Raw genomic sequence first — 3,236 nt, 5'->3', positions numbered from 1 at the left:
GTTAATAACATAGAAGAATTTCATAATAAAGGGTATGGTAAACAGCACATGGAATTTATGCTGCAATATGATTATATTAAAACGAAAGAAATTGGAAATGTAATGTATAAAGTAGAAGTGTTTACCAGTAATTCATCAAAGGTTAAATTATTTGAATTTGATAGTACAAGACATAATTTGAAAAAAAGATTTGAGAAAATAATAGTTTATAATGGTCAAACGTATAAATAATGATAGGATTTAATAAGCCTTATCTAACAGGAAAAGAAACCCAATATATTACAGATGCAGTTGCATCTGGTAAAATATCAGGAAACGGTAAATATACTCAATTGTGTCAAAATTTTTTTGAGGAAGAATATAATTTTAGAAAATGTCTGCTCACAACATCTTGCACAGATGCACTAGAAATGGCAGCTATTCTTATTGATATACAGCCTGGAGATGAGGTCATAATGCCGTCTTACACTTTTGTCTCTACAGCTAATGCTTTTGTTTTAAGAGGAGCTAAAATAATTTTTGCAGATTCGAATTCACAAAATCCAAATATAGATGTAAGTAAATTAGAGTCTTTAGTTACGCATAAAACCAAAGCAATAGTTCCGGTACATTATGCAGGTATAGCATGTGATATGGATGGTATTATGGATATTGCTAATCGCCATAATTTATTTGTTATAGAAGATGCAGCTCAGGCAATAGATAGCTTTTATACAAGTAGTGATGGAGTAAAAAAAGCTTTGGGCTCAATAGGGCATTTAGCAGCATTCTCTTTTCATGAAACCAAGAATATTATTTCGGGAGAGGGCGGAATGCTGGTCATTAATGATAAGCAATTTACAAATCGTGCCGAAATTATATGGGAAAAAGGAACTAATAGATCTGCCTTTTTTAGAGGTGAAGTCGATAAGTATGGTTGGGTAGATGTTGGATCTTCATTTTTGCCATCAGAAGTTATTGCGGCTTTTCTTTGGGCTCAAATAGAACAGTTAAAAAAAATACAAGAAAAACGAAAAGCAATTTGGAATCAATATTATAATGGTTTAAAAGAAGCTGTAGTTGATTTAAGTTTCAAGTTGCCTGAAATACCAAATTATGCGACCAATAATGCACATATGTTTTATTTGGTATTCGAATCTCTAGGTAAAAGAAACGAATGTATTTCTCGTCTAAAAAATAAGGATATTCATGCTGTGTTTCATTATCTAAGCTTACATAAAAGTCCTTATTATAAAGATAAGTATAAAGGAGAAGAGTTAATTTGGAGTAACCATTATTCAGATAAACTGTTGCGATTACCATTTTATTATGAGTTATCAAAAGAGGATATTGAGTTAATTATATCGACAATAAAAAATGAATAAAAAAAAGATATTATTTGTGGTATCTGATTTTTATCACAATGGAGCACAACGAGAAATGTATGAGTTTGATTATGCATTAGATAAAACTAAGTTTGAAGTAACTATCTTATGTTTAATAGGGCTAAATACCAGACCAGACCTACCAGATTATTTTTACGAAAAGCATCTTGAATTAGGCTCTCGAATTCTCTTTTTAAAAGATTTTATCACAAAATTCAAGAAGGGATTGCTTTATAAGATTGTAAACAAATTAATGAAAAACTCATTAAATGATAGAATTAGAAATAAGAACAGTAAAAATCTAATTAATCTATTTAACAACTATGACAAGGTTGTTTTTATGGGAGAATATGTATACCAAAATTTGTCACCTATTATACCTATTAATTATTTCGAAAAAATTCTGATTTTTGTTATGTCTACAAGATTTCAATCTGAAAATTATAGAAATTTCGAAAAAAACAATCAATATCTGTTTTTCACAGGCTTTAACACTATACAAGAAATAGAATATGAATTTGAAGGCTTTAAAAATTATGAACATGAATTTATGCCTTTGTGTTTAACAGTAACAAATGATTATAATAAATGGAAATTCAATCAGAATAATGTAACAAAGAAGATTGGAATTTTTACAAGACTACATAAGGATAAACCTTTAGATCCATTTTTATATGCTTATCAGGTATTACTTTCTCAAGGTTTAGACATAGAACTACATGTTTTTGGAGTAGGAAATTATAAACTGGCAGAATATGATCGCTATATCAATAATCTGAATCTGGATGGAAAAGTTTATTTTCGAGGCCATCAATCTGATATGAAGCAAACTATCTTGAATGAAAAACTAGATTTGGTATGGTTTCAAGGATATAATAATTTGCCAGCCGGTTATGCCGGATTAGAAGTTTGTCTAACAGGAACCCCACAATTATTTTGGGATTTTTTCATTGGTGAAAATATGCAATTGAATGTATTAAGCGGTAATATAATTTATCCCCATTTTAAAAATTTGTTAGCATTCGCAGAAGCATCAAAAAAGGTTTTATTTGATAAAGAACTTGCGGAATCAATTTCAACCAGTCAATTTCAAGATGTCTTTAATAATAGAGATATTTTTAAAAGGATACATGTAATCGAAAAAATTCTTTTGAATAATGAGTGATTTTAGAAATCCGAAAATAACAGTTTTAATGCCAGTATACAATTGCGAGTTGTATATAAAAGAAACAGTCGATAGTATATTAAATCAAACTTTTACTGATTTTGAATTCTTAATTATTGATGATGCATCGACTGACAAAACAGTTGACATAATTAAAACATATAATGATAGTAGAATCAAACTAATTGTTAAACCCGTTAATACCGGTTATACCAATAGCTTAAATTATGGATTAAAAATTGCTAAAGGAGAGTACATAGCAAGAATGGATGGAGATGATATTAGTTTTCCCGAAAGATTTGCTAAACAAGTAAGTTTACTTGATGCAAATCCAGAAATTATTTTGTGCGGAACACTATATCAGATTATTGGCACGGAAAAAGTTTGTAATCATCCATTAAATTATGAAGAAATTAAAGTAAAATTGATTTCAGGATGTTATATAGCTCATCCCACCGTAATGTTTCGTAAATCTGTTTTCGAATCGTATAATCTTCAATATGATACCAATATGGAACCTGCAGAAGATCATGAATTGTGGTCTCGCTTAATTTTCTTAGGTAAAGTTGTGAACATTGACGAAGTTTTGCTTTGGTACAGAGTACACATTAAGCAGACCTCAATAATTTCTAATGAGAAACAATTGAAAATTAGTAAGGAAGTTGCCATTAATATGCTGCAAAAATTAATTCCTGAAATTGATTCAC

At 29.4% G+C, this 3,236-nt stretch carries 4 protein-coding genes; all 4 read left to right on the top strand.

Translation table 11 applies throughout. From position 1 onward, the window contains the following. The coding region (locus DCO46_RS23135; RefSeq protein ID WP_207784991.1) for a hypothetical protein at positions 1 to 231 on the top strand (231 nt) is incomplete at its 5' end. Continuing rightward, positions 231 to 1,364, top strand: coding sequence for a dTDP-4-amino-4,6-dideoxygalactose transaminase (rffA, locus tag DCO46_RS22430; RefSeq protein ID WP_116754685.1), 1,134 nt, complete (start codon positions 231 to 233; stop codon positions 1,362 to 1,364). The genes DCO46_RS23135 and rffA, both read left to right, overlap by 1 nt. After that, positions 1,357 to 2,529, top strand: a complete 1,173-nt coding sequence (locus DCO46_RS22425; protein ID WP_116754684.1) for a glycosyltransferase family 1 protein — start codon at positions 1,357 to 1,359, stop codon at positions 2,527 to 2,529. The genes rffA and DCO46_RS22425 overlap by 8 nt, the downstream gene beginning before the upstream one ends. After that, on the top strand, positions 2,522 to 3,236 hold a 715-nt coding region (locus DCO46_RS22420; RefSeq protein ID WP_116754683.1), incomplete at its 3' end, for a glycosyltransferase family 2 protein. The genes DCO46_RS22425 and DCO46_RS22420, both read left to right, overlap by 8 nt.

The organism is Flavobacterium sp. HTF (genome assembly GCF_003105115.1).
GTDB lineage: Bacteria > Bacteroidota > Bacteroidia > Flavobacteriales > Flavobacteriaceae > Flavobacterium.
The sequence above is the reverse complement of the archived record's forward strand: the minus strand, read 5'-3'. Positions and strand labels throughout refer to the sequence as shown.